This window comes from Enterobacter cloacae complex sp. P18RS (genome assembly GCF_014982105.1).
In the GTDB taxonomy this organism is placed as follows: Bacteria; Pseudomonadota; Gammaproteobacteria; order Enterobacterales; family Enterobacteriaceae; genus Enterobacter; species Enterobacter hormaechei_C.
Genome location: NZ_JADCKV010000017.1, coordinates 64,580 through 88,819, shown reverse-complemented (window position 1 = coordinate 88,819; position 24,240 = coordinate 64,580). Strand labels below are relative to the sequence as shown.

The window sequence follows — 24,240 nt, the reverse complement described above, 5'->3', positions numbered from 1 at the left end:
ATGCTTAATGGTTCAGCACCATCAGCGGAATTATTATACTGCATTCTTATGCGAACGGTTTGGCCCACAGAGCGGAAAAGGGCATGACCCGCATCAGTTTGGGCTGCTATCATAGTGCGCCATTCACGCTGACCGAGGAGCTGTTTTGTTTGCAGGAAGCCTGACGAGAAACCCGATCATTGCCGTTTTCTGCCTGACGCTGACGCTACTTGTAGCAGGATGCTCGGGGAGTAAATCTTCGGATATGGGCAGTTATTCCGGTGCAGTCTATACCGTTAAGCGCGGGGACACGCTCTACCGCATCTCACGCGCCACGGGAACCAGCGTGAAGGAGCTGGCGCGCCTGAATAATATTTCTCCACCGTATACTATTGAGGTAGGGCAGAAGCTCAAGGTTAACGGCGGTTCCTCCTCAGGGAAAAAGTCCTCAACGCGTAAAACAGCCAAAGTCACGCCATCCTATCAGGTGCCTAAATCATCCTGGCCGCCGGTCGGTCAGCGCTGCTGGATCTGGCCTGCAAGCGGAAAAGTGGTTGCGCCGTACTCGCTCTCGGAAGGTGGCAATAAAGGTATTGATATCGCTGCCGCACGCGGCACACCGGTTTACGCTTCAGGGGCCGGGAAGGTGGTCTATGTCGGTAACCAGCTTCGTGGATACGGTAACCTGATCATGATTAAGCATGGTGAGGACTACATTACGGCGTATGCGCATAACGACACGATGTTGGTCAATAACGGGCAGAACGTGAAGGCGGGGCAGAAGATTGCGACCATGGGCAGTACCGGGACGGATACGGTCAAGCTGCACTTCCAGATCCGCTATAAGGCCACGGCCATCGATCCGCAGCGTTATCTTCCGGCGCAGGGCAGTAAGCCGAAGTGCTAAGTGATTATTTAATCGCCACTTAGTGGGGTAAAGGCTTGTATGAAGAGGCGTAAGGTCTATAATGCCTTACGCACCTCAAAGCGGGCGTAGTTCAATGGTAGAACGAGAGCTTCCCAAGCTCTATACGAGGGTTCGATTCCCTTCGCCCGCTCCAATCTCCTGATAAATCAACAAGTTATGATTTATCAGTTAGTTACGTTGCCCCGCTTTAGCAGGTACAACTTAAACTACCCATTGTTCTACGCCCGCACCTGTCGCGTGATTGGTCTGTGGTACAAGGGAGCATATCATCACGCTGGCGGTGGTTCCAAGTTCTTACCGCGACAGTACAACAACGAACAAAAAGCCGCATACCCGGCATATCTCCCGAAACAGATTGATCACACGCATTTAAGCCCGATGTGTGGCCGTATGAACCACGTAAACAGGTGAAAAGTGGTAAACGTACCTGCACACGACATGCAGGCTCTGCCAGCGCTTCGCTCACGCTCCGAAAGGTACACGAGCATCCTGATAAGGTGTGATCCCTCTGACAATCTGATGATGTCGCTACGCTCCGTTTATCTCCTTACCACTAACGGGGCTTTATGGATTCTATTGTATAAAATCATATGGTTGCGTAAAATCTTTAAAAATTTCTCATACAGAGTGTCTATGAAAAAGCTTGAATGGGGTAAATACGCGCTGATCTACATTGCGGGGTTTCTGACCAGTTTCAGCGGCGCTTTAGATAGCCTAGTGAAAATTCCTTCGTCATATAAGGAATTGAAGAAGACATATATTTACGATAGCGAATTTTTAACAGGTCAATGGTCTACAAATGCTGAATACTTAGCGGACAGTGGGGAATTAGGATTAGATCCTTCACAACCAAAAATGACTTTGAGTATGGAGGCATCTGAGGACGGAAGCGCGAGCGGTGAATTGATGAGTGAAAAAATCTGTGACGCTCTACCGCTTACATGGGATATCAGGCTTGAAGCCGACGCACCAACATTCCGTGATTTCTTCTTTAACCGGAAGTTTTATTTGAAGCAGTTGCATGAAGGCAGAATGCAAACTGTTGCAGCATTGGAATTAATTAACGAGGATAGAAAGCGTGGTGCAATGACGTTTAAAGTTATTGGTGATGGTACAGGTGCATTACCTAAGCAAATAACATTGGCTAAAAATCTCCCTCAGTTTAAGTCTGATTACAAAGAGTTGTCCGATTATTGCGCAGAATCACCGATGAAATTCTGGAAAGATTATTACCATAAACAAGGCAAAAAATCCCCCTAATTATAGGGGACTACCCTTACTTTTTATTTTTCGTTGTCTTCAGTCTGGAACGTCTTCGAGTACGGGCAGGATTGCGAGCGAGTCACCAGCGTAAACAGATAAATGCTGTTTTCGTAAATACATAGCAGTTTCCCGCCCTTTAACTCTTGTTTGTCAGGGTTGCTCATGGTGATTTTTCCTGCATGAGCCGATAGCGGCAGCAGGGCCACAACACATAGTAAAATCTTCTTCATTTTCACAATCCCCCTCGTGGATTGCACCTAAACCTAATTTGTTCAATCTAATTTAATGACATGGTTCAAAATTAATTAACTCTGAGATGAGTTATTCCAAAGCCTTAACCAGTGCTTTAGGCTATAATCATCGTTATAGCCGATTAATGATGACACCATTTCTTCTATCATTTTTTCTACGTCAGCAGAGACTGAACCACCAAGCAAGGTAGTAATAATCGTTCCACCTGTCCCTGGTCCATCTGGTTCAAGCTGCGCACGATGCCAACGATAGCGGTTAGAAATTATCTCTGAGAAAAACTCATGAGGTTCTTGATTGTCGAATGCGTTTGGGGAGTAGAATTTCGCTAATCCTACAAGGATCCCTTGTAAACCATCGATATAGTCATAATTTGCTTGATTCATCACAGCGGTAATCCCAGTGTCCCAATCTGGCTGAGCCTGGGACAATAGTTCACGGCGAATTGCTGGAAGTGAGTCCAAATATGCGTAGAGGTCATTATCGGAAGGGGAAATAAGCATTGGAGGTTCCTCAGTAAAACTCTCGCCAATTACCTTACTTATGGCAAAACTATCAGCTTTTTCTCGACGTTGCTTAACCCGTACTAACCAGTCATCACGATATTTTTTAACTACCGATGCTGTCAAATGTTTCCCAAAACCTCCTCTTATTTGTGTTTCGTCATGGCAATCGAAACAGAGCACACTTAGATTCTCGAAGGCATTGTTGCTTGGGTCTTCATCGATATGATGAATTTGTACCCTTTTACCCCTGATGTTACAGACACAACATGTTCTATCAGATGCGAATAAGATTTGTGCTGACAAATCCGATGATATTGGTGTTCTTTTTTTGGTCATGTCTAATTCAGCTAAAGAAATGAGCAATGATGGCACATTACATCATTATGAGAATGTTGGAAATGTGCCAAGCTGAAAAAGTATAAGGTGATCCAAAAAGTTATTTTTTTCCCTAAATATCATAGGGCCGCCACACACAGCGTCGTACTACACCACGCTACCCCGTTGAGCATCATCTCAGGGAAAACTTGACACAGCAGGGCCTTTTGCTGTTCATCTTATGCTCTATTTAACATAATGGTCCTTACGCGTACTTGACTAAAATAGTCAGGTATTGCTTTTCGGAGCGTTGATGCGAAGCGGGGTACACAACAGCGATTTCATCAACAGAAGGAAAGCATTCGGGAGGATGTGAGGGGAGTTCTCTTGTTCAAGGATTTTGGATGAGTTTGGCTGGTCACCACATAATTTCAGGTTTCAGGCCTTTGAAGTCGCCAGTGCATCAAATTCCATAAAAGCACATCTTTCTATTCGCCAGCAGAAACAGGGCTACAACGGCGACGTTACCACAACGGGGTGAAGGACTATCATCACCTGGCGATATTCACCGAGCCAGGCCGCCACTGTTTCGTACCATTTCCCACAACAATGTAAACAGCCCACCCACCAATCCCTTCTACGCTTCACCAGAAGCCCGTAGCGGCGTTATCTTCACACAATCGTGACTGAATCACCCATATCACAGCACCCCGCTGAGAGGCTCTCACAGGCCCAGGAATGGACGATTTTTCATTGATTTTGCACGAGAAATTATTATTTTTCGGTCTGGAGAGCGGATCGGTGATTGTGTTTAGCTGCGCCACAGATGACAGATCTGCCTAGGCCGCACCATTACTGGCTTCGCTGCATTCACCACACCATAACGCTCATAGGTACAGACTTGTGTTTTGTACGCTTAGCGACCACTTCAGCATGATTAACTACGGATTATAGGCTATTTGAGGTGCATTTAATCTATTTTGTTCGCAGGATAGCCTATGTTAAAGATCATCCACCAAATTTTCACAGAAAACCAGTATAGGGTTGCCAATCTTCAGCCAGCGCGGAGAATGGTCGGTACTTTCAGATGAAAGCGGGGGAGGGAGATGATCAATTCTCGGAGCGGATCAGGTGTCTGGACCGCCTCAGGTGTTGCCGTTGGTTGTGCCATTGAAGCATGACGCGGACATATCAAACCAGAAGTTTTCATCGGTGCGTTCGTCGCGTGGATGACTTGGAAAATTCTCACCCGGTGATACCTGCACGATTTTCGAGTAGGGATAGCATAGTGTCTCGGGTAGATCCTTTAGCAAAGTTTGTACATGGCTTTTAGCAAAATTTGTACACTAATCATATAAATTAAAATCAAAACAAGGTCTTTAAAACCTAAAAGACCTATGTACAAAGTTAGTACATTAATAAAATAAAGAAGAAAACCAGAAGATAGATTGAACCTGCGTTCAATTGTTGGGTGTTAAAGAGTGATGCTTCTGCATCGCTACGCTCTGTGACTCGGGTAACCTGACAGGCTACGCCAGAGAGCTACGCTCTCACTCTGTGTGGAAGCTGCGAACTTGTTCGCCTTATGTGGATCGGAGCACGGCGTAGAGGACTGCTTTGCATCTGTCCGGTTCACTCCGGGGCGGCGCGGATTAACTAACTGACCTCCTCAACGCCTCTCTACGGCGTTTAAATGGTGGTGGTGATGAGTATGTACTCCTATGGTGACAAGTCCCGCAGAACTCGTTACAGAGCGATTTAGCCCTATTGACAAAGACTTCGGGAATTGATAAGTTGATGATGAGGTATTATAAAGTTTGCTAAAATAAAGCTTTCTTTTTGAAGTGAAAACTGATATAATAGATAGGTAGGGTAATGATTTTCCTACGAATCCTCGAATAATTCTGCCGTCATCACGACATCCCTTGTCAATCTCACGGCAATACAAAATTGGTACAAAAAGACCTCCGCTAATAATTTTAACAAAAACGGAGAACCCAATGAATAAACCGAAATCCCAACGTCTCGACCTGACCACTATGACAGGCGAGCAGATCGCTGATCTCATCCTGAACGGCAAATACACCAAGTCCGCGTTATGGGCCTTCATTAGTAGGAACGGTGGCGCGGATGCTGTTCATGCTCGCTTCCCACAGATCGCCGTCTGCTTGCAAATTCTGAAACAGGAACGGAAGAAGGCGAAGCAGGCGCGAGCGTTTAAAACTGTGCTTAAGCCGCTAAGCGAGAAATACGCCGAGGGTTACAGCCTGACTGAAATCCTGGCACCAGTACTCCAGGGTTACCGCACTCTATATCGTGAAAAACTCAATCTGGACCTGACACCGGAGCAGGTGATCCTACTCTTGATCGCCACTGATGGTGTGGAACGTCTGGAATCCTACGGTTACACCTGTGCGGGTGAATTCCCGACCGCAACCGCAGCCTAACAACACTGAACAAAACATGAGCCGGTTCGCCTTCTGGGCGACCACTGGCGAGGTTTCTTTTGTACCCAAATCGAGGAGGACAACTTGCATGAATATCAAATTCCAGCAGCACGTTTATCAAGCTCTACTGGCTGAGGCCATCCGTCAAGATAAGCCACTCGCGCGGCTCTGCAACGAGATTTTGGAGAAGGCCGCAAACATTTTCGACAACATACCAGACATCAAACCAGCATTAGCCAGCAAGGCGAAACCTAACGGAGAAACGAATGAGTACAAACGATACTGAGTTTTATTTCACAAATTTTAAACGTCTTCAGTTCGCAACGCATATTGTGCGCCTGGATACTGGGGAAGAAATCAAAAGTTTCAAAGAGATAGCAGGTATTTACGGGTACATGCGTGATCAGTACGAGAGCTATAGCAATAAAAAACTGGAGTTTTTCGAATCCCTCGAGAGTATAGGCCTCCATTTTCATGGAATGGATCGACGCACCGTTAAAAAATTTATAGATGTGCTGAACGCCATCGGCCTTGTCAACTCAGTGAAACAAAAACAAAAGGATTATGGATACGACCGTTATCACCACACTGTGATCCCCTTGGAGAAGATCGCGGATAACCTCATTTTCTATGGTCCAGAGAAGATGAGTGGCGGGCCACTTGCTGAAGGGATGCTCATCCGTGAGTTGGAGAAGAAGAAGCCGCGCGGAACGCCTAAAAAGAAAAAAACAGCACAGCCAAAAAACGAGGAGAAAAAAGGCGATGACGAATCTGATCAGGGCAATGCTGAACAACGAGACGGTGTACCTGACATTCATAGCGATCGGCATGATGATGTTTCCGCTAATGATGCGGTGAACGAACGGTACTATGCCGATCTTGATACCCTCAACAACTGGGTAGAAGGTTACGACGATGAAGGATTTATGGCCTATGGTGCGATGTGGGGGATAGCAAAACCTGGTGCGATAACAGATCTGATAAAGAGCCATATCAGAATCATCCAGAGCGATGGATACAAAGGATCGAGGTCTGCCGCTAACGATACTTCATCCGGTCCTGATGCTTATTACAAACAGCAGCAGGCGCGAAGAGCAACCGAAGCGAAACAGGCTACTAATACCCCGCAGCAGCAAGAGGATGAGCAGCTTGAATTTAATGATCACGAACCGTTTTAGCAATTGGAGGAATAATTGTGTGATGTTGCCAACGGCCTGAGCGCCGAAGAAGAAATCCAGCTATCCCGCCTGTTCTCCATTCTGGAGAAACCGACATATAAATCCCGATCCAAACTTTCCGATCCGGAAACACAACGCAAAGCACGTTTATTGCTTAATCGTGGATTTTCACCGCATATTGTCGCAAATACCCTAGATCTGCCGTTCGCTGAAGTCTGGCGGCTCGCACGTCAAAAACAAGCGGTGACCTGGGCGATGATGACACCGACAGCCCGGACAGAATTTGTCTGTGAAATGTGGTCACATCGGATGCACCCGGAACAGATCCGCAAGCGTTGCGATGGTCTGTCATACGTCAGCCTGAGATATTACCTGCATAACGCCGGGATCACTGACGCTGAAATGTTGGGTTACTACCCAGACGTGTTCGCGAATATCTGCAAGCTGCCGACAGTGAAGAAGAAGCGCACTAAGCGTAAGGCCCGTTAGGGTGAGCGTTAACGTTCATCACTTTGTGACCGGATCGCCAATCCAAATAATCCCACATCGGGAGCCAATGAACTTTGAAGCAATCCTTTCTTACCTGCCCGTTGTCTGGCTGGCGTATCGCTGCGTCCGTGATGGGCTGATCCTACTTTGGAGACACCATAAAAATGACATTGAACTGCATTAAAAATGCTCTGTTTGCCGCCATGCACGGCATGACACCGGAGGAATACGAACTCCAAAAGGCGCGGGACAATCTGAAGAGCGTCACCGACAACTTTCTGGATCAACATCCGGAGTTGCTCAAATCAGCCTCGTCTGACACCCCCACGGATAAACGGGGCGAAGCCCTCTCACCAATGCGAGACACCTTTGGTGCTGAACAACAGATTAAAAAATCTTTGGGTGCTGATAGCCGTCCGGTTGTCTCACATACCGCTGACCACATCGATCCTGAAATGCTGGCGAAAGCTAAAGCAGCGGCTGCTGCACTCGCAAAATCCGATCCTAGTCGATACGGCAATATCATCAAGCAGCAGGGGGTGTAATGAGTGGGACCAATAAGATTGTTACCAGCACCGTTAATGAAATCTCCTGGATCACAGACGATGCCTCATATCAAAAAGCCAAAAAGAAGATAATTTCGCTTAAGGCTGCTCATGAGAAACCAGCTAAAGCGCTTGAGAAGGCCCAGAAGCGGACCGCTAAGAGTGAAGGCAAATCAGCACTAGCCGCAGCGAAAGCCCAGACAGCGAAGCTACGCCAGGCTGAACAACTGTCAAAACAGCAGCAGAAACAAGCTCAGATTCAAGCCAAAATGGAACGGGATGCAGTTGCTCATGCCAATAAAATGACCTCATTACAGGCTCGCCAGTTATCCCAACAGGAACAGGCAGCACGTCAAAATGCCCGTTTAGCAGCAATATCTGCAAAAGTGCAGGCCGCAGCCAGATCACGAGCGATGATCTACAACCCAAACTTGGGCGGTCAACATTACGATCCTGGTCTTGTTTCCCGTCAGACTGACGCAATGAACCGTGGTCACGGCGCTGTTGCTGCTGACATCGCAGCCACCAAAAAGGCGATGGCCCTGGAGGAGAAGCGCCAGCGTGAGAAAGAGGCGGCTTTTAAACGACAAATCACCGCTCACGATACACTCCGCAGGGCAAGCTTGACGATCAGCCATATCGAAGCTGCATCCCTGGCTGACAAAATGAAAGCGGTGCAGGCCATTAAAGAGGCCACTAAGGGGTACGCCGAGCAGCGTTATACCATCGCAGAAATGCGCCATGAACTTGCTAAAGCGACTCTGGAAACCAGACGCCAGGCGCGTATTAACCGCCAGATTGTTAAAGATAAAGCGAAAGCCGAGCGAGCAGGGCGCATCAATGCTCAACGTCTGACCCGTGAACGTAGCGAACGTGGTTATGGTGGCCTTGCTGCCACTGGTGTAATTGCAGGTGGTGCCCTGATTGGCTCAATGGGTGTTGCTCGTGTTGGTCAGACCTTACAAGGGAGTTTAGAACGCAACCAACAGATGAAGGCTCTACAGTCGCAGGGTATTTCACGTCTGGAATATGAAGCCGTGCGTGATGTTGTCGCTAACAAAACCGGCTTTAATGTCTCGCCTGACAAGATGCTGGATTTCCAAGCCGACTTTAGAGATAAGGTGGGCCAGTTAACGGCTAACGGAGTCTGGAAGACCGACAAGAGCGGCAAGGCGACGTTGTCCGGTGGTGGTGAACTAGGCGACCTTATCAATGCCATCGATGGCAAATCCAATGCAGCGACGGCGAAGCGCGTTGTTAAGGAACTGGACCGGCTCGATTTCAATACGTTCCTTGTGTACCTCAAAGATCTCCAAAAAACGTTCAGATTTTCCGATAAAGAATTAGCTGCATTCGGCGAGAGTATCAACGACGCGAGCAAGGTTTTACCCGCCTTTGCTGATGGTGGTGATGCTGTTCAGAAACGCATGGATGACCTCGCCCGTAATGGTTACGCCCTGTCAGACGCGCAGCAGGAACAGTTAAACCGTTTGGGTGCTCTCTCTGTTGAATATTCCAGGATCAGTAATTCGTTGAGTGATATTTTTTCCAGCGGTTTCACATCTGGCCTTGGAGAATACGCAACCAATACCGACAACCTAAGTAAAGGTATGGCGGGCCTCGTTCCTATTATGGATAGTTTTGGGAAAGCCATAGGCCAAGCGACTGCTGATATGTTGTCATTTGCCGGAAGGGTGGGCCAACGTGTCAACGAGGGTGCAACACTGCCGGATGCAGTCTACAACACCGTTGTGGATGACTCTGCAAATAGCACCGCCGATTGGATTAAGGAAAAGACAGGATTTGATCCACGTAGCATCGGTCAAACGCTTAAGCAGATTTACCCGTGGCTGGATAGTTCCGCTCCGAGCAATATCGGCTCAGGCACGGCGTATTACGATCCAGCGCTAGCGTTGAATGTTCCTGGCCTGAACTATCTGACACCCCAGAAACCAACATTCACGGTTCCGACAATTGATAGCATGACGCAGCGACAACCGATCCCTGTCAGTGTGACCGGACAGGCTGAGATTAAACTCTCACCGCTTGATGTTAACGTTAATGATGGTGCGATTAATGGTCTGATTGATACAAAGCTGAGGAGCTATGAGCAGGCACAGAACAACATGATCCTTGGTATTGCTCAATGATGAAACAGAGGGCGGCGAATTCGTCGCCCCTATCTCAACACCGCAATGCGCATGTATCAAATTTAGCGATAAATCAAAGAGCTCTCGTGAAATTTGTTGTAAATGATAATTATTCGTGATAAAATAATTGCATAGGGTGATGATTTGAATTGTATGTGCGTACAACAGCCGTTGTCATTCCTTCTCCTTACGAAATATAAAGCAGGCTCTGTGACACCGTTCAGAGCCTCTTTTCTAAAGTACATCCAATGACCTGCACTCTCACAGAAAGGCTACGCCATAGCCGCTGGGTGTACTCCAGAAAAGATTTCCACCCAAGGTGGATTTGCCAAAAGTCCTGTCCTCCTCGACAGGCTGTCAGCCGGACACTAACGGCATCAGGTGGCAACGTTTTTGGGCTTCCTTACCCATTCTTTGGAGCGTTGCCGCCTCCTTATTCCTACCAGTGAAATCCACACCGGACCTCTTTCCGTCCGGTCACTTTTTTCATCGGAACAATTCGAAAGGCTGGCCCTGTCGCCGTTTACGGCTCAAGCAGGCGCTGGCCTTTTGTTTACATAGCTATGTGAAATTTAACGGGAGTTAATTATATGAAAATGGGAAGCCTTGAGCGCTCTTACAATGACGTGATCGCGTATGCAGCCGATCCGAATTTTGACCGCAAGACTATTACTGTCGATCTAGCTGTAGAAGTCCAGCCGGGTAGTTGCATTACCAGCACTGGAGCTGCTTATGTCTCTGGTGATGACTGCCTGCTGGTCCTGAGCCACCACAGGGCGGAAGATGCTGCTCATATCATCGTTGCTGATCGCGGGATTTACATCAAACAAGACACCATCACCGCTGTTATGGGCGCTACCGCTGGCGCTAATGCTATTGCCGCACTCACCAAAACGGGCGCAATCCGTACTAGCGCACCGGACGCAGAATAATAATAAGGAGAAGACAACATGGGACTATCAACCAATTTCAGCTACGCGGATTACACCAATACTTTTATTAACATGGATGCAAAGAACACTTTGCTGTCCACGCTTAATGTTTTCAATGATCGACAGACTTCGGCTAGTCCAAAGGTGAGCCTTGATATCATTGATGAAGTCGCCCAGAAGGTGGCAAGCTCTGTAAACCGTTACGGCTCAGAGTGGTCCAGCATTCCTAAGCGTAGCTCTAGCAATCACCTGATCGAAGCTCCGCTTTATGCTTATCAGGACCGTATTACAGCGGCAGACGTGCAACCATACCGCAAACCAGGTTCCGACCTGCAAATGTCTGTAATGGATGCGGTCACTTCTTCTGCTGTCGCAATGCACGATAAGTACATGCGTACCCGTGAGCGGATTTTTGCTGATGCGCTTTTTCGTAATACCGTCGAAGCGACCTACACCCAGCAGCCGATCATTTCCTGGGAAGATGAATTTGGATACCAACAGGCAACCGGAACGATCAAAACCAGCGTTAGCGCTGGTGACCCACTTCGCAGCCTCGATGATGCTGTAACCGCTGCTAAAGTGCGCATGGGGGGGCCTTGCTGGTCAGCTTGACGGCTTTATCCTGTTTGCAGGTAGCAATGTTTATCGTGGCATTAAGTATCACCCAGACGTGCGCCAGAATGTTCAGTTCGGTGTGCTTGATCGTGATGTTCTGTTTAATAAAGAAGTGCTTCCGGCATTCTCAACATTCATCATTGAAAATGTTCGAGTAGTGGAGGTCACGGATCAGGCACTTTACGGAATTGGTCCGGATGAATCCTTCCTGGTTCCACGTTTCAGCCGCCCACTGTCCTCTGATATTGCTCTACCTTTCGGTTATGTAGCAACGGCTACCAGCCGCAATCTTGATCTGGCATTTGCTGATCCGGTTGATTTCCGTATCTGGAGCGTACAGGACAAGTTTAAGAACGTGGAGCTATTCGCGGAAAGTTCCATCTTGCCTGTTGTGTACCGTCCGGATTTCGTTACAAAACTGACGAACGACGCAGCGTAACACAGCGGATTTTGGGGCTGACCAATTGGCCCCGCCGTGAAGAATGGCCTGAAAAGGCGAGGCAAAGAAGAGGTGATTACTATGAAAATTCAATTCCAGACGAATAACGGTTTCCCATTGCTGACTGTCGCAGACGAGCGCGTTTTAGATTTTCTGAACGTTAGCGCTGTGTGTCGGTTCCTGAAGGTTCCGCGCTCTTCGTTCATGATGGACGTTGAGCAATACGGGCTTGAGAAGGCAATCAGTGAAGCCCTGTTGAAGTTAAGAAAGAATAAAAATTGTTAATAATCAATATGTTGATTTTTGTTGTCAAAAGAATCATTGTGTTTGTTTTTCGCGCATTTACTTGACACTCTGGCGTGGGTTGCTTAATCTGTGCTCATAAACAAATAAGTTGCAAAGACACGTACCAGAAAGCAGGAGGTACAAAATGACAAAAGCAAAAGTAAGACCCGTATCTACTGGTATGGACAGGGCTGCAATGCTCGCTCTTGTTAAGACCACAAGAGATGTTGCTCGTAATAGCTCTGAAAAAACTGATGCTCGCTTAGCGGAGTTTAGCAAAGTTCATGCCGCTTGCAATTGATGTAAAATGTTGTGAAAAACTCGCCAATGACGGCGATTTTTTGCCTTTTTATCAAGAGTTTGAAGATTACAAGCGCAAAAGCGACGACTCAGAACAACCCCGCCCAAGTAACAAGATGCAACAAAGCTATGCTTCAATCTCCGGATTGTTTGGACGCGACAGGGCAAATGTTGACGAGACAAGCCCTTTCTATCAAAGGCAAGAAGGGCTAAGCCATCTCCATGTGCGTCAAGAAGACAGCATTTGGGAAGATGATGCTGGTGATCCTCTCATCCAGTGGAAGTGTACTAGCAACAGTTACATTATATATTCATACTTTGTCCATAACTTGGTTCGCTATTACTTTGTCGTCGACTTTATTGATGATGAAGCGCACGCGAATTGGGATAATCAAGAAGCGATTCAAATGTGGATTGCTGACGCTAAAGCCTATCGTTTATCTATAAAAGAAATCGCAGCCTAGAGAGCCGGGTAGCCCCCGGCTTTTTTGTATCTGCGTTTTATAATCCCTCGTAACTCACTAACTCCACATACTCTGATAGTTCCTTCATCCCCGCGCCTTTGCTGTAGGTTCTGAATGCTTCGGTTTTCGCTTTCTGTTCGGTGTGTCCGGTTATGGCCCCGATACGTTGTTCTGGCACCCCTGCACGGTCTAAGCAGGTGATGAACATTCCCCGTAAGCTGTGGAAACATTGCCGATCTGTAGCGGTTGGCAATGTGCTGTCACGTAGCCGGGTAAACTTTTGGCTGTACCACGGACCCCGCTTACCATCCTTCCGAATGATGTTATTAGACTGAGCCAGAAGATATTCACCGCTGTTATTTGCCAGATGCTTATCAACAATCCCCATCAGCAGCGAGTGGATCGGAACATACCGCACCCCGGCTACAGTCTTGGACTTGCTGACAAAGAAACATCTGACACCCTCCAACATTACAATTTCATCCCGCTTGATGCTGGCGATCTCATCAAGTCGCATTCCTGAATACAGCCCAATCAGTATGACATCGCGTAGAACGTCATCCGCTTCTCTGACAAGTGTTTGCAATTGTTCAGGTTCAAACGGCTGATAACTTTCTATCGTGCGACGTGCTTCGAGGTTATGACCGTGAAACGGGTTACTGTCTGGTATCGCGTCGTAGCGGCGTTTGGCGAACTCGTACAGACTCCCCAAAGAGGTTAACCAGTTTTGCACGGTCTGCGGAGCTGCCTTTTTCTGTTGGTCTTCGATGAAGTCTGTAACCGTTCTGCGTCCTATCTTGTTCAGACTAATATCAACTTTACCGATACTCTGGAGAAACACTTCCACCGCTCGGGCTGATTTGCTGAGTGTGGAAAATGCCCGGCGCTCACTGTAGACCGTCATGTATTCATCACGGATGACTGCCAACGTTGGGATAGGGGAGATTGCTACAGGTGCACTCTTGGCCTGTTTGATTGTGGTATGGAGAGTGCTGATCGCATTCTGGATGCGAATGTCTTCGCGATCAGGATTCAACAGGGCTTTCAGGTTGTTGAACTCAATCAACATGTGATTTCTGAAGTGGCGAGCCTTAAGTATGTCCTTTGTCCCTGTGGATTTTCGCCATGCCCGTTTATTGTCGAACAGGTGACGCATATATGCAGGTACAAAGACCTGAAAGATCCATACGCCCGAATGACTTTGAAAAAGATACTGATTGTTCTTGATAGACATGATTTCGATCCTCTAAAATCACGCCATCAGGTACAGCCATATGTACAATGTCGGGATGGAGTAACGAGAGCTTCCCAAGCTCTATACGAGGGTTCGATTCCCTTCGCCCGCTCCAGATCTCTCCCCTCGTACGAACGCCTTAAAATCATTCTCTATCAGCAGCTTAAATAATTATCTGTTTTAGCCGCCTATGAGTTATGCCATCGTGATCCGCCCTTGGTAACTGTCACGCTAAGTTACATGGTGAGAAGACAAGATAACTCAGCGTTGGTGTCAGTTGCATCCTCACACCGCGATAGCAAAACGTGAAGAAAAAGCCACACTGGTATTGTTATGTCATCGACAGATTGCTCAGACGCATTTAAGCCCGATGTGCGCCTTATGAGCCACGTAATAACCATAACTACAAACGACCTGTAGGCTTTATTAACGTTTCAGCCACGCTCCCGCAAGGGTACACGGTTATCCTGATAAGGTGTGATCCCTCTGACGGTCTGATGTTGTCGCCTAACGGCTCCGCTTGTTGCTGTATCACCAACGGGGAGTAGTGTTTGCACCGTCACTGTGTTTAATAAATGGCTAATGTTCGCGTATAGACTATTTCGACTTATGATTTTACGATGTAGATAAATCATACAAGGAGGATAGTTTATGAGCGCATATGCAGAGGAAGGAACATTGCGCCGGATGACCTTAGGCGAGATTGCAATGGCTCGCAGAGTGTTCGGTGATTCGATAGTGTATAGCCGTGTCTGGATTCATTGCGACAGCTATTTACCGTTCGGCCTCCAGAAACAGAGCTACGCGATGACTCCCAACGGGGAGTTGTGGTACAGAAAACAGATGTACAGGGAAGACTTTTCCGCAAACTCGGTTTTTGTTGAAGATAAATATGTTTTCATCCATGAATTGGGGCATGTCTGGCAACACCAACACGGGCAATGGGTGAGAATGCGGGGTGCGTTTAGCTGGGCTGCTGAATATACCTACAGGCTGGATAAAGAAAAGCTCACTGATTACTCTCTTGAGCAGCAAGCCTCTATTTTAGCTGATTACTGGTTACTGCTGGTTTATGGGATTAGTAAGTGGTCTTATTATCAAAGGCCTGGGCGCATGGGGATGTACAGAGGCGTAGATAAGTTGCAGGATGTCCCTTCGCTTTACCAAAAAATCGTAACAGGGAAGGGGTGTTAAACATGAAGAACAAAATGTTGCTGGGTGTTGTATTCCTCTTGACGGGATGCCCTGGGCCTGGTGATCGAATGGTAGATCGTGAATCTACAACGGCATTTATCAAAGATAATCAAGTTTGTGTGGTGTCACCACTGGAGCCACAGGAACGGATCACTGCTATCCAAATCAACAGTGATAATAGCGACTCTCTTCACAAGATTTTTGATGACAAGCCCGTGTATGTTCAAAAGGGCGGGTGTCTTCCTGTGTTCGGATTTAAGTTTGCACCTGGAGAGCGGTATAACTTCGCGTATGACGTCCAATCTGATAAATCAGGGTCACATTTAGTCACTGCTGAATTTTCTTATCCCAAAGAATAAGGGGCTGAACGCCCCATATTCTTAACGGCGTGTAAACGCCAACCTGAGCCCTAATCCAATGAATGTTACACCAACAATTCTATCCAGTATTTTCTGCAACCTTCTGTTTTGCGAAACGGTTCCAGCTGCACTACCTGCAAGTACGGCGAACGTTAAATCAGTCATAAAAGCGATCAATGCGTAGGTCATACCCAGGAGTAGAAAAGAAGCTGTCTGGTGCTCGCTTCCAGGCGCAACGAATTGAGGGAAAAAGGAGATGAAGAATAACAGTACCTTCGGGTTGGTTAAGGTAGTTATGAAACCTTTAGTAAGTAGACTCGTCAGAGTTGCTTTTGCCTTAACGCGTTCAGCTTCGTTGTGATTAGTGGTTTGCTTTGTCAGCGTTCCCCAAATCATCTTACTACCGAGATACATCAGATAAGCCGCACCGAGAGACTTAATGATGGTGAACATCATCGGAGATGCTGTTATCAACGCGGTTAATCCCACAGCGCTTGCAATTGCATGTGTGCAACTACCTAATGCTACTCCAGCGGCAGAGATAATTCCCGCTCGTCTTCCATTAACCACGCTTTGACCTACCACGTAGGCTATATCAGGCCCAGGTGTAACGGAAAGGAGAAATACAGACAGGGCGAAAAGCCCAAAATGAGTTATGTCCAGCATAGCTATCTCCGGAAAAAATTAAGCACCTCCATGCTAACACTGAATTTTTATGCGTAAAGGGTGATTTGCTATGCTTTTAATCTTCTTCTGCTAAACGACGAATCACCCATGGCATAACACGCTAAGTTGCACATTTCCTGTACCCTGGATACCCTGAGATTAATCCTAATAACTCAAGGGTGAGTATGGCTACCGGGAAGAGAAAGAACCAAAAGGAATCACCTGAAGAAGAGTTAGATCGCTTGCTGGATGAGCTTGAACTCACAGAGGAGCAACGGGAGTTTATCGAATCCATGCGGGAGGATAAGGGCGATCCCAGTAGTGAGTAACGCTTGCCTTCAGCCGAACGAATACGAATGGCCGCATAACGGCATTGTAAAGATCTCTTCTCCTCACGAGGGCTTTCCGTCAGCGTCGATGGCTCAGCGTACCGTGCCAGAAATTGTCCTGAAATGATGCGGTATTCAGACCGGATCGGACTACTATTCATTATGATTTATCAATGCATTATACCCTGACCATGTGCATGTAAAATCGCGGAGCCGGGAGAGTTGACGGCAATGTAAAAGAAATCATGAGGAAAGAAATATGGCTGCTACAAACGGTATGATTGATACTGATGACGCTGTAATTTTACTCATCGACCATCAGAGTGGCTTATTTAACACGGTACGTGATGTGCCTGTACCAGACCTTCGTAATTATGTGACAGCGATAGCCAAAGTTGCCACGCTTTTAAATATCCCGGTGATCACCACGGCCTCTGTTCCTGACGGTCCCAATGGCCCGCTCATCCCGGAAATTCACAAATATGCACCCCATGCCGTGTATGTTCCACGCACCGGGCAGATTAATACCTGGGATAATCCGGCGTTTGTGAAGGAAGTGGAAAAGACGGGCAGAAAGACCCTGATTATTGCCGGCACGCTCACCAGCGTCTGCATGGCGTTCCCTGCGGTTAGCGCTGTCCAGGAGGGGTATAAGGTTTACTGTGTTGTGGATGCCTCGGGGAACTGGTCCAAAATCGCGACCGATACCACCATCGCGCGCGTGGCTCAGGCGGGGGCGATCCCTACCGATACGTTTGCCATTGTCGCTGAATTAATGAGAACCTGGAACCGCGCGGAAGGTTCTCGCTTTGCTGAGATCCTGGCAGAGCATGTCTGTCCGGAATATAAGTGCCTGATTGAAAGTTTCGGCAAAGCTCAGGAAATTGCCAGAACGGGCCCGGAAACCAATCTGGAGCATTATAAGTAAGGCCGGATAAACCTGAACAAAATTCCTGGATTTTATCGTCCTGTACCTGAGCGTATTACAGGTGCAGGACGTAGCGGCGTCGTATTCCGGACGTCGCTGAATTGTCAGAGATATTAAGAGGGGCTGAACCACGCATAATTTAAAATTAAACCCTCTTCCTTTTTACGTCATCAGGCGCCCCTGTTATATCTGTCGGCAAATTTTTTATTTCCCGGATCGCAGATGAAAACACGACTCCTCCTGTGCGCGGGCTTATTTGCCGCCTCCAGTGCCCATGCCAGCGCCCTCTATTTTTATGAAGCCGGCACCGAAGATACCGCGCTTGCCGGAGCAGGGCAGGCGGCTCGTGCGCAGGACGCCTCGACAATCATGACCAACCCTGCTGGCATGACGCGCCTGCCGGATCATATGGTCACCGGTGGGTTACAGGTTATGGATGGCTCCATCGACAACCAGCTGGATAACCATGCCCATCAAAGCCCCGGCGACGTGATGAAAACCATCCCGAATGCCAGCGCCTTTTATAGCCAGAAGATAAACGATGATCTTTATGCCGGGATCGGGCTTTACGGTAATTACGGTCTGGGGATCGATTACGGTAGCTGGGCTGGCGACAGGCTGATTAAAAAGAGTACCCTGGTTGCAATGACGCTCAGTCCGTCACTGGCATACAAGCTCAACGACCGACTCTCAATAGGGGCGTCCGCCAACGTTAATTACGGTTATTTCTCGCTGACCCGCAACGTTAATGATGATGACTATCGGCAGCATGATGAGGACTGGGCCATGAGCTATCGGCTTGGGCTACTCATGCAACTGACCGACCAGACGCGAGCCGGTATTACATGGAACAGCGAGACGAACTATCGCTACTCTGTTAACGGCAAAGCTCGAGTACAGAATGGTGCCTACGACCTCCCGGTGTCGGCACAAATCAGCGCGCCGCAGCAAATCATGCTCAGTTTTGTGCATGATATTAACCCTCGGTGGTCGGTTATGGGCGATCTCGGCTGGCAGGACTGGAGCCAGTTCGGTGCCCCGCAAATCGTCGTTGGGGATCGGCAACTGAACAACGTCAGCCGCATGAAGGATACGTGGCACGGCGCGGTGGGCGTGCAGTATCGTCCAACACCTCAGTGGCGACTGAATACCGGTGTGGCGTTCGACAGCTCTCCGTATGAGAGTCAGAGTGATGTGGCCTTAACTTTACCCACCGGGGATGAGTGGCGATTTGGCACGGGAGCCCAGTATCAGATCACCCCGGCCAGCAATATTGGTATTGCCGTGTCGTATCTTCATATGCAGTCGTCGCACGTGAAATCCCCGACGGCGTTTGCCGGAAGTTACGATCATCCTTATCTTTGGTTTGCCAGCGTCAACTACAGCTATCAGTTTTGATCGGCTAACCGCTTAAAATATATGGTCTATAATGGCAGATATTGAATGTCAGAAGGTTGTACCATGCATATTTTACCGCCTGTTCGACCCGAAAAATCCATCGAAAGACTGACTGCCATCCTTGAGCCGATAGCGGAGAAAGTGCACGTTGTTCCGCGTAAGCGACTCACCTGGTTACGGAAGGGGAAACAGCAGATGTACCTCTTTCTGGAAGGAGAGCTGTCCCTGCTGCGGGCTTCGGATGGACTGGTGGTAGTGACCGTTTACGAGCCGCATTTGTTTGGTATTGCAGAGATGATCCAGCCTACGCAGGGGCACCTTCTCCGTGCTGAAAGAGAGTCGACTATTTTACGTCTCGATGCGGACAAGGCGGCTGAGTTGTTTCGTGCCGAGGGCGTCTGGGAGGATGTCGCCGCGCTGCTCTCATACCATACGGCCTATTTAATATTCCGTGATGCCCAGGTACTCCAGCAGCGTACCTATTCCGTTATTCGTAACCACCTTCAGGAAATGATTTTGCTCCCGGAAGAGACGCGTTTGCGTACCACGATTCTGGAATATATCCAGGATCGTACGCTGCTCTCTCGCAGCAGTATACTCAATGTATTATCTGCCCTTAAGCAGGGGGAATATATCGCCTTTAAGCGCGGTGGATATCTGCTTGAGGTCAGACATTTACCCGAGTCATTCTAGCGGAAGTTTAAAATTAAACAGAAATGCAATTAACGCTACCGTTAATTTTCTATATCGTTTGCTTTCTCAGATTTAACATTATCAAGTAAACGGTATATTTATGAAAAAGACAGTTATCGCATTGATTATGGCTAATGCATTTACCGCCACTTCCGCGTTCGCCGCCGCTGATGCGGGCACCTGGTATAGCGGGGCGAAATTCGGCTGGTCTCACTATTTTGATACCAATATGGGTTCAAAAGCGTTTGAGAACACGCATTCCGATCACTTCGATTTTAACCATGATAATGTCGGCGGGGGTGTTTATACGGGTTATCAGATTACCCCATGGCTTGCGGTAGAAGGTGGTTATGATTATTTAGGTAACATGCAGATTAAAGGTCAGCATGGCGCCGGGGCGCAAATGAAGACGCAGGGGCTGCAAATGTCTCTGAAGGCCAGTTATGCCCTGTCCAGTGACTGGGATATTTACGGCCGTGCCGGCGCAATGGGCTATCGCGCTGAATCCGATGTAAGTGGTCACAATCGTTTTGAAACCGGTGTGCGCCCGCTTGCAGCCGTGGGTACTGAATACGCTTTCAATAAAAACTGGGCGGGCCGCCTGGAATATCAGTGGGTAAGCAACGTGGGCAATGTTAACCAGATCGGCGTGAGCAGCGACCTGAGTTCCGTCACCGCAGGGCTTAGCTATCGCTTTGGTCAGTACGACTGATGCCCGTGATATGCCCATTAATAAAAACCCGGCTGCTTATGTTGCCGGGTTTTTTATTTTCAGCTGGTGAATAACGGTTCAAGAATGATATGAATATTTTGCAGGCCCGTGACATTATTATCTTTCAGGTATTGCTGATTAACCATATCTAACTGTTCCAGTTTGGTCAGCGAGGCATAGACGCGTTGAACGTCACTGTCCGCAACAAAAATTTCTTTTGCGGTGGTGTCTTGTAGATACTGTGATTTTACGCTGCGCGTTAAGGTCTCGATCTGCTGTTTATTTTCCTGATAAAGAGATGCGATATGCGATATCTGTACCTGCGGCGGTTTTTCCCCCGGTAACACCAGTGGAATTTGCAGATGATTAATTTTTTCAACATTGTCTGGTTGGGGAGAACTACAGGCTGTTAATGTGCTGAGGGTTAATACAGCGAAAAAGAACGGCAGGCTCTTCATCGAATCACTCCGGGGAAATAACTGGACTCAGCATTATCCCTTAAGGACGCAGCGACGAAAGAATAAACTAATTTATTTATAAACGTTATTTCCATAGGTTAAAGATAAGCCTGGTGATAGCCTCCTTTCCCCCCATGTACCGCCAGCGTGAATATAACTCCTCGAGGAAGTATGAAATTTAAAACTCTCGTTAGTGCGATAGCCGTTGCTGGTCTGCTATTAGTGTCGTTGACCTCATTGCCTGTCCTGGCACAAAAGGAAGGGAAGGGAGCCACTGCCCATACGAAAGAGATGAATGATGCACTTTATGGTCAACTGCCCTTCTTTGATAAGACCGATTTCCGAAATGCGCACAAAGGCTTTATTGTCCCGCTGCCACCCGCGGTGATTAAAGGCGAAAAAGGCGCCGTTATCTGGAACCCCCAGAAATACGCTTTTATCAAAGAAGGGCAAAAAGCGCCGGATACCGTCAACCCGAGCCTGTGGCGTCAGGCGCAGCTGAATACTATTGGCGGTCTGTTTGAGGTCACGGAAGGCGTCTACCAGATCCGTAACCTCGATCTGTCGAATATGACGATTATAGAGGGCAAAGAGGGGATCACGGTTATCGATCCGCTGGTGTCTGCGGAAACGGCCAAAGCGGGCATGGATCTTTACGTTCAACATCGTGGCAAACGCCCGGTTGTTGCCGTTATTTATACCCATAGTCATGTCGATCATTATGGCGGCGTGCGTGGTGTAGTCGATGAAGCGGGAGTGATAACCGGCAAAGTGAAAGTCTATGCTCCAGCAGGTTTTATGGAAGAGGCGGTATCGGAAAATATCATGGCCGGAAATGCCATGAGCCGCCGTGCCAGTTATATCTACGGAAACCTGTTAAAGGCCAATGTAAAAGGTCAGGTAGGGGCGGGTCTGGGGACGACCACCTCAGCCGGGACGGTCACGCTTATCGCGCCCACCCACGCCATTACCAAAGACGGGCAGAAAGAGATCATCGACGGTCTCACCTATGATTTTATGCTGGCGCCGGGGTCGGAAGCGCCGTCTGAAATGCTCTGGTATGTGGAAGAGAAAAAGCTGATTGAAGCAGCAGAGAACGTCACTCACACTCTGCACAATACTTACTCGCTGCGCGGGGCGAAAATACACGATCCGCTGGCATGGTCAAAATACATCAATAACGCCCTCGATCGTTGGGGGATAAAGCGGAAATTATTATCGCGCAGCACCACTGGCCCACATGGGGTAATAAGAAAGTGGTGAAGCTGATGAAAAGCCAGCGTGATATCTATCGCTATATCAACGACCAGACGCTGAGGCTGGCGAATAAAGGGCTGACGAGGGATGAGATAGCCGCTAATTTCGCCCTGCCTTACGGGCTGGCGAAATCCTGGGCAGGCCGTGGCTATTACGGCTCGGTAAGCAACAATGTCAAAGCCACCTATGTCTACTATCTTGGCTGGTTCGACGGCAATCCGGCGACGCTCAATGAACTGCCTCCGGTCGAGGCGGCGAAAAAATATGTCGATTACATGGGCGGAGCCCGCGCGATCCTTGAAAAAGCCCGGGTTGATTATGCCCGGGGAAATTACCGCTGGGTGGCGCAGGTAGTGAGTAAAGTCGTTTTTGCCGATCCCAATAATAAGGCGGCGCGCGAACTGGAAGCGGACGCGTTTGAACAGCTGGGATACCAGGCTGAGTCAGGACCCTGGCGTAACGCCTACCTCACCGGTGCGCAGGCGTTGCGTAACGGCGTGAAGAGGATGCCGACGCCCAATACCGCCAGCCCGGATGCGGTCCGTGCCATGTCGACTGAGATGATTTTTGACTACTTCGGCGTTCACCTTAACGGCGTCAGAGCCGCGAATGCCAGAGGGATTTTTAACGTTGATCTGGGCCGCGAGGGCGGCAGGTACAAGCTGGAGCTGGAGAATGGCGTGCTGAACCATAGCGCCAACGCTCAGGCACAAGATCCGGATGCAACCATCACGCTCAGCCGCGAAACGCTGAATAAAATCATCCTCAAAGAGACCACGTTGAAAAAGGCGCAACAGGCAGGAGAGGTGACGATCGTCGGCAATGCCGCGAAGGTAAACGAAATGCTGCGCTGCATGGAGAGCTTCAGCTTCTGGTTTCCTGTCGTCACCCCTTAAACGTAAAAAAGGCTGCTTTCGCAGCCCTTTAGCTTTCGCCTGCAACAATTTGCCGGGTGGCAGCTTCGCCTTACCCGGCCTACACTCTGCGCGCCTTGAGCGCTAGATGACGCCATCCCCGCCGTCTGAACACCACACCTGCCCGGAGGTGTATGAACACTCATCCGAGGCCAGGGTGACATACAGCGGTGCGATCTCCACGGGCTGTCCCGGGCGTCCCAGAGGGGTACTCTCGCCAAAATGTTTCACTTTTTCCTGTGGCTGCCCACCGCTGGGCTGAAGCACGGTCCAGTAGGGTCCCGGCGCGACCGCATTCACGCGGATCCCCTTCGGTCCCAGCTGTTTCGCCAGCGCTTTGGTGAACACCGCGAGACAGGCTTTGGTCTGCGCATAGTCAAGCAGTACGGCGCTCGGTTTCACCGCCTGTACAGATGAGGTGTTAATGATGGAAGCGGGGGCTTTCATGTGGCGCAACGCCGCCTTTGTGATCCAGAAAGGCGCATAGACGTTGGTCTTAAAGGTCGCGTCAAAATCTTCCGTGGTCAGTTCTTCCAGCGACTCACGGTACTGCTGGCGGCCTGCGTTATTCACCAGGATATCCAGCCCGCCCAGTTTTGAGACGGCCTGCTCCACCAGGTTCTGACAAAAAGTTTCGTCCCGCACATCGCCCGGAAGCGCGACGGCATTCCGTCCTTCCGCTTTAATCAGGGCGATGACTTCCGCTGCGTCTTCTTCCTCTTCCGGCAAATAGTTAATCGCGACATCTGCCCCTTCGCGGGCATAGGCAATGGCTACCGCGCGTCCTATGCCGGAATCGCCCCCGGTAATTAGCGCCTTCTTACCGGCAAGACGACCATGCCCTTTGTAGCTCTTCTCGCCGTGGTCGGGTACGGGTTCCATCTCTGAGGCCAGGCCCGGTGGCGTCTGAGGCTGCTCCGGGAAAGGTGGCGTTGGGTAAGCGTTCGTACGTTGTTCATTATCACTCATAGCTAACTCCTTGTTAGGGGTGAGATTTGATGGATAGTTACAGCG

Annotated in this window: 27 protein-coding genes, 1 tRNA gene and 1 pseudogene; 23 read left to right on the top strand and 6 right to left on the bottom strand. The window is 48.7% G+C overall.

The window, feature by feature from the left end:
• Window positions 1-145: 145 nt before the first annotated feature.
• The 3 genes from actS to INF61_RS13920 all read left to right on the top strand — a co-directional run bounded on the left by actS (window position 146) and on the right by INF61_RS13920 (window position 2,167).
• Window positions 146-886, top strand: a complete 741-nt coding sequence (gene actS, locus INF61_RS13930; RefSeq protein ID WP_022651807.1) for an amidase activator ActS — start codon at window positions 146-148, stop codon at window positions 884-886.
• Between the two features lie 80 nt (window positions 887-966).
• Window positions 967-1,040 (top strand) — tRNA-Gly (locus tag INF61_RS13925).
• 500 nt (window positions 1,041-1,540) lie between these two features.
• Window positions 1,541-2,167 carry a hypothetical protein gene (locus INF61_RS13920; RefSeq protein ID WP_193547859.1) on the top strand — a complete coding sequence of 209 codons (627 nt, stop codon included), beginning with the start codon at window positions 1,541-1,543 and terminating at the stop codon, window positions 2,165-2,167.
• A gap of 23 nt (window positions 2,168-2,190) precedes the next feature.
• On the opposite strand, the gene INF61_RS13915 is transcribed toward INF61_RS13920, so the two are convergent.
• Together INF61_RS13915 and INF61_RS13910 are read right to left on the bottom strand one after the other, a co-directional pair.
• Window positions 2,191-2,400 (bottom strand): hypothetical protein, encoded by a 210-nt coding sequence (locus INF61_RS13915; protein WP_193547858.1) that lies wholly within the window; start codon window positions 2,398-2,400, stop codon window positions 2,191-2,193.
• A 75-nt stretch (window positions 2,401-2,475) separates the two neighbouring features.
• A complete protein-coding gene (locus INF61_RS13910; protein WP_193547857.1) occupies window positions 2,476-3,297 on the bottom strand; it encodes an HNH endonuclease signature motif containing protein in 822 nt (273 codons plus the stop codon).
• Window positions 3,298-5,240: 1,943 nt separating this feature from the next.
• Between INF61_RS13910 and INF61_RS13905 the strand changes: the two genes are divergently transcribed.
• The 12 genes from INF61_RS13905 to INF61_RS13855 all read left to right on the top strand — a co-directional run bounded on the left by INF61_RS13905 (window position 5,241) and on the right by INF61_RS13855 (window position 13,084).
• Window positions 5,241-5,687: a hypothetical protein gene (locus INF61_RS13905; protein ID WP_193547856.1), complete on the top strand. Its 447-nt coding sequence runs from the start codon at window positions 5,241-5,243 to the stop codon at window positions 5,685-5,687.
• An 88-nt stretch (window positions 5,688-5,775) separates the two neighbouring features.
• On the top strand, window positions 5,776-5,973 hold the full coding sequence (locus INF61_RS13900) for a hypothetical protein (RefSeq protein ID WP_105572468.1): 198 nt from the start codon (window positions 5,776-5,778) through the stop codon (window positions 5,971-5,973).
• Window positions 5,954-6,865 carry a hypothetical protein gene (locus tag INF61_RS13895; RefSeq protein ID WP_193547855.1) on the top strand — a complete coding sequence of 304 codons (912 nt, stop codon included), beginning with the start codon at window positions 5,954-5,956 and terminating at the stop codon, window positions 6,863-6,865. The genes INF61_RS13900 and INF61_RS13895 overlap by 20 nt, the downstream gene beginning before the upstream one ends.
• Before the next feature lie 15 nt (window positions 6,866-6,880).
• Window positions 6,881-7,354, top strand: a complete 474-nt coding sequence (locus INF61_RS13890) for a hypothetical protein (protein ID WP_193547854.1) — start codon at window positions 6,881-6,883, stop codon at window positions 7,352-7,354.
• 164 nt (window positions 7,355-7,518) lie between these two features.
• Window positions 7,519-7,899: a hypothetical protein gene (locus INF61_RS13885; protein ID WP_193547853.1), complete on the top strand. Its 381-nt coding sequence runs from the start codon at window positions 7,519-7,521 to the stop codon at window positions 7,897-7,899.
• On the top strand, window positions 7,899-10,049 hold the full coding sequence (locus INF61_RS13880; RefSeq protein ID WP_193547852.1) for a chemotaxis protein: 2,151 nt from the start codon (window positions 7,899-7,901) through the stop codon (window positions 10,047-10,049). The genes INF61_RS13885 and INF61_RS13880 overlap by 1 nt, the downstream gene beginning before the upstream one ends.
• Before the next feature lie 590 nt (window positions 10,050-10,639).
• Window positions 10,640-10,981, top strand: a complete 342-nt coding sequence (locus tag INF61_RS13875) for a hypothetical protein (RefSeq protein ID WP_047039314.1) — start codon at window positions 10,640-10,642, stop codon at window positions 10,979-10,981.
• Window positions 10,982-10,999: 18 nt separating this feature from the next.
• Window positions 11,000-11,593: a major capsid protein gene (locus tag INF61_RS22915; protein WP_227413494.1), complete on the top strand. Its 594-nt coding sequence runs from the start codon at window positions 11,000-11,002 to the stop codon at window positions 11,591-11,593.
• Window positions 11,594-11,651: 58 nt separating this feature from the next.
• On the top strand, window positions 11,652-12,035 hold the full coding sequence (locus tag INF61_RS22910; RefSeq protein WP_227413493.1) for a hypothetical protein: 384 nt from the start codon (window positions 11,652-11,654) through the stop codon (window positions 12,033-12,035).
• A gap of 81 nt (window positions 12,036-12,116) precedes the next feature.
• Window positions 12,117-12,320 carry a hypothetical protein gene (locus INF61_RS13865; protein ID WP_032639582.1) on the top strand — a complete coding sequence of 68 codons (204 nt, stop codon included), beginning with the start codon at window positions 12,117-12,119 and terminating at the stop codon, window positions 12,318-12,320.
• Between the two features lie 145 nt (window positions 12,321-12,465).
• A complete protein-coding gene (locus INF61_RS13860) occupies window positions 12,466-12,621 on the top strand; it encodes a hypothetical protein (RefSeq protein ID WP_193547851.1) in 156 nt (51 codons plus the stop codon).
• Window positions 12,605-13,084, top strand: a complete 480-nt coding sequence (locus INF61_RS13855; protein ID WP_193547850.1) for a type II toxin-antitoxin system YafO family toxin — start codon at window positions 12,605-12,607, stop codon at window positions 13,082-13,084. Before INF61_RS13860 ends, INF61_RS13855 begins: the two co-directional genes overlap by 17 nt.
• A gap of 37 nt (window positions 13,085-13,121) precedes the next feature.
• Here the strand turns inward: INF61_RS13855 and INF61_RS13850 are convergent, their stop codons facing one another.
• Entirely contained in the window at window positions 13,122-14,318 is a 1,197-nt protein-coding gene (locus INF61_RS13850) for a tyrosine-type recombinase/integrase (protein ID WP_137586034.1), read from the bottom strand.
• A gap of 651 nt (window positions 14,319-14,969) precedes the next feature.
• Between INF61_RS13850 and INF61_RS13845 the strand changes: the two genes are divergently transcribed.
• A complete protein-coding gene (locus tag INF61_RS13845) occupies window positions 14,970-15,512 on the top strand; it encodes a type IV secretion protein Rhs (RefSeq protein ID WP_193547849.1) in 543 nt (180 codons plus the stop codon).
• A gap of 2 nt (window positions 15,513-15,514) precedes the next feature.
• Window positions 15,515-15,871, top strand: coding sequence for a putative T6SS immunity periplasmic lipoprotein (locus INF61_RS13840; protein ID WP_193547848.1), 357 nt, complete (start codon window positions 15,515-15,517; stop codon window positions 15,869-15,871).
• 21 nt (window positions 15,872-15,892) lie between these two features.
• Here the strand turns inward: INF61_RS13840 and INF61_RS13835 are convergent, their stop codons facing one another.
• Window positions 15,893-16,537 carry a LysE family translocator gene (locus tag INF61_RS13835; protein WP_063931770.1) on the bottom strand — a complete coding sequence of 215 codons (645 nt, stop codon included), beginning with the start codon at window positions 16,535-16,537 and terminating at the stop codon, window positions 15,893-15,895.
• Between the two features lie 185 nt (window positions 16,538-16,722).
• On the opposite strand from INF61_RS13835, the gene INF61_RS13830 reads away from it, so the two are divergent.
• From INF61_RS13830 to INF61_RS13810, 5 genes are all read left to right on the top strand, one after another.
• Window positions 16,723-16,866, top strand: a complete 144-nt coding sequence (locus INF61_RS13830) for a hypothetical protein (protein WP_015571788.1) — start codon at window positions 16,723-16,725, stop codon at window positions 16,864-16,866.
• 259 nt (window positions 16,867-17,125) lie between these two features.
• Entirely contained in the window at window positions 17,126-17,794 is a 669-nt protein-coding gene (locus INF61_RS13825; protein ID WP_023295377.1) for an isochorismatase family protein, read from the top strand.
• A 222-nt stretch (window positions 17,795-18,016) separates the two neighbouring features.
• Window positions 18,017-19,192 (top strand): OmpP1/FadL family transporter, encoded by a 1,176-nt coding sequence (locus INF61_RS13820; protein ID WP_045327243.1) that lies wholly within the window; start codon window positions 18,017-18,019, stop codon window positions 19,190-19,192.
• 63 nt (window positions 19,193-19,255) lie between these two features.
• On the top strand, window positions 19,256-19,885 hold the full coding sequence (locus tag INF61_RS13815; RefSeq protein WP_015571785.1) for a winged helix-turn-helix transcriptional regulator: 630 nt from the start codon (window positions 19,256-19,258) through the stop codon (window positions 19,883-19,885).
• A gap of 100 nt (window positions 19,886-19,985) precedes the next feature.
• The gene (locus INF61_RS13810) at window positions 19,986-20,597 is read left to right on the top strand and encodes an outer membrane beta-barrel protein (protein ID WP_045327242.1); all 612 of its coding nucleotides are present in this window, start codon (window positions 19,986-19,988) and stop codon (window positions 20,595-20,597) included.
• A 59-nt stretch (window positions 20,598-20,656) separates the two neighbouring features.
• Here the strand turns inward: INF61_RS13810 and INF61_RS13805 are convergent, their stop codons facing one another.
• On the bottom strand, window positions 20,657-21,055 hold the full coding sequence (locus INF61_RS13805) for a hypothetical protein (protein ID WP_017382878.1): 399 nt from the start codon (window positions 21,053-21,055) through the stop codon (window positions 20,657-20,659).
• Between the two features lie 171 nt (window positions 21,056-21,226).
• On the opposite strand from INF61_RS13805, the pseudogene INF61_RS13800 reads away from it, so the two are divergent.
• Window positions 21,227-23,208, top strand: a pseudogene (locus INF61_RS13800) (alkyl/aryl-sulfatase).
• A 102-nt stretch (window positions 23,209-23,310) separates the two neighbouring features.
• Here INF61_RS13800 and INF61_RS13795 read toward each other — a convergent pair.
• On the bottom strand, window positions 23,311-24,195 hold the full coding sequence (locus INF61_RS13795; RefSeq protein ID WP_032649406.1) for an SDR family oxidoreductase: 885 nt from the start codon (window positions 24,193-24,195) through the stop codon (window positions 23,311-23,313).
• Between the last annotated feature and the right edge of the window lie 45 nt (window positions 24,196-24,240).

What these genes read in the sequence shown, in the direction of transcription:
- INF61_RS13920 (WP_193547859.1), top strand. Translation starts at nt 1,541, where the DNA reads ATGAAAAAGCTTGAATGGGGTAAATACGCGCTGATCTACATTGCGGGG.
- INF61_RS13915 (WP_193547858.1), bottom strand. Translation starts at nt 2,400, where the DNA reads ATGAAGAAGATTTTACTATGTGTTGTGGCCCTGCTGCCGCTATCGGCT.
- INF61_RS13905 (WP_193547856.1), top strand. Translation starts at nt 5,241, where the DNA reads ATGAATAAACCGAAATCCCAACGTCTCGACCTGACCACTATGACAGGC.
- INF61_RS13900 (WP_105572468.1), top strand. Translation starts at nt 5,776, where the DNA reads ATGAATATCAAATTCCAGCAGCACGTTTATCAAGCTCTACTGGCTGAG.
- INF61_RS13895 (WP_193547855.1), top strand. Translation starts at nt 5,954, where the DNA reads ATGAGTACAAACGATACTGAGTTTTATTTCACAAATTTTAAACGTCTT.
- INF61_RS13885 (WP_193547853.1), top strand. Translation starts at nt 7,519, where the DNA reads ATGACATTGAACTGCATTAAAAATGCTCTGTTTGCCGCCATGCACGGC.
- INF61_RS13880 (WP_193547852.1), top strand. Translation starts at nt 7,899, where the DNA reads ATGAGTGGGACCAATAAGATTGTTACCAGCACCGTTAATGAAATCTCC.
- INF61_RS13875 (WP_047039314.1), top strand. Translation starts at nt 10,640, where the DNA reads ATGAAAATGGGAAGCCTTGAGCGCTCTTACAATGACGTGATCGCGTAT.
- INF61_RS22915 (WP_227413494.1), top strand. Translation starts at nt 11,000, where the DNA reads ATGGGACTATCAACCAATTTCAGCTACGCGGATTACACCAATACTTTT.
- INF61_RS13865 (WP_032639582.1), top strand. Translation starts at nt 12,117, where the DNA reads ATGAAAATTCAATTCCAGACGAATAACGGTTTCCCATTGCTGACTGTC.
- INF61_RS13860 (WP_193547851.1), top strand. Translation starts at nt 12,466, where the DNA reads ATGACAAAAGCAAAAGTAAGACCCGTATCTACTGGTATGGACAGGGCT.
- INF61_RS13855 (WP_193547850.1), top strand. Translation starts at nt 12,605, where the DNA reads ATGCCGCTTGCAATTGATGTAAAATGTTGTGAAAAACTCGCCAATGAC.
- INF61_RS13850 (WP_137586034.1), bottom strand. Translation starts at nt 14,318, where the DNA reads ATGTCTATCAAGAACAATCAGTATCTTTTTCAAAGTCATTCGGGCGTA.
- INF61_RS13845 (WP_193547849.1), top strand. Translation starts at nt 14,970, where the DNA reads ATGAGCGCATATGCAGAGGAAGGAACATTGCGCCGGATGACCTTAGGC.
- INF61_RS13840 (WP_193547848.1), top strand. Translation starts at nt 15,515, where the DNA reads ATGAAGAACAAAATGTTGCTGGGTGTTGTATTCCTCTTGACGGGATGC.
- INF61_RS13835 (WP_063931770.1), bottom strand. Translation starts at nt 16,537, where the DNA reads ATGCTGGACATAACTCATTTTGGGCTTTTCGCCCTGTCTGTATTTCTC.
- INF61_RS13830 (WP_015571788.1), top strand. Translation starts at nt 16,723, where the DNA reads ATGGCTACCGGGAAGAGAAAGAACCAAAAGGAATCACCTGAAGAAGAG.
- INF61_RS13825 (WP_023295377.1), top strand. Translation starts at nt 17,126, where the DNA reads ATGGCTGCTACAAACGGTATGATTGATACTGATGACGCTGTAATTTTA.
- INF61_RS13820 (WP_045327243.1), top strand. Translation starts at nt 18,017, where the DNA reads ATGAAAACACGACTCCTCCTGTGCGCGGGCTTATTTGCCGCCTCCAGT.
- INF61_RS13815 (WP_015571785.1), top strand. Translation starts at nt 19,256, where the DNA reads ATGCATATTTTACCGCCTGTTCGACCCGAAAAATCCATCGAAAGACTG.
- INF61_RS13810 (WP_045327242.1), top strand. Translation starts at nt 19,986, where the DNA reads ATGAAAAAGACAGTTATCGCATTGATTATGGCTAATGCATTTACCGCC.
- INF61_RS13805 (WP_017382878.1), bottom strand. Translation starts at nt 21,055, where the DNA reads ATGAAGAGCCTGCCGTTCTTTTTCGCTGTATTAACCCTCAGCACATTA.
- INF61_RS13795 (WP_032649406.1), bottom strand. Translation starts at nt 24,195, where the DNA reads ATGAGTGATAATGAACAACGTACGAACGCTTACCCAACGCCACCTTTC.